Origin of the sequence: Limnospira sp. PMC 1279.21 (assembly GCF_032349615.1) — a bacterium.
Lineage (GTDB): Bacteria > Cyanobacteriota > Cyanobacteriia > Cyanobacteriales > Microcoleaceae > Limnospira > Limnospira fusiformis.
Window position 1 is genome coordinate 1 of the sequence record NZ_JARPLU010000636.1, and the last position, 215, is coordinate 215.

At 54.9% G+C, this 215-nt stretch carries 1 pseudogene; it reads left to right on the forward strand.

Annotation, left to right across the window (positions count from 1 at the left end):
- Positions 1-137 precede the first annotated feature (137 nt).
- Positions 138-215: pseudogene (locus P5683_RS26310) on the forward strand (transposase); the annotation flags it as partial.

Here is a 215-nt window from a genome sequence, read left to right on the forward strand (position 1 = left end):
GGGGGAAGGCGACTTCCCTCTCGACCCCTACCTGCGAGACCTTCGGGTATGAAATAGAGCTGAAATGGGCGTGGGGACTACCCGGTGAGGACTTCAACCCCTTGGTTGATTGGGTCGCATCCCTGACCATCCCATAACACAGCCGGATTTTTGGGCCCACCTTCGAGACTTCCAATATGGTTGCCAAGGTGAAGCGTCTAATCAGGTCTAAGACT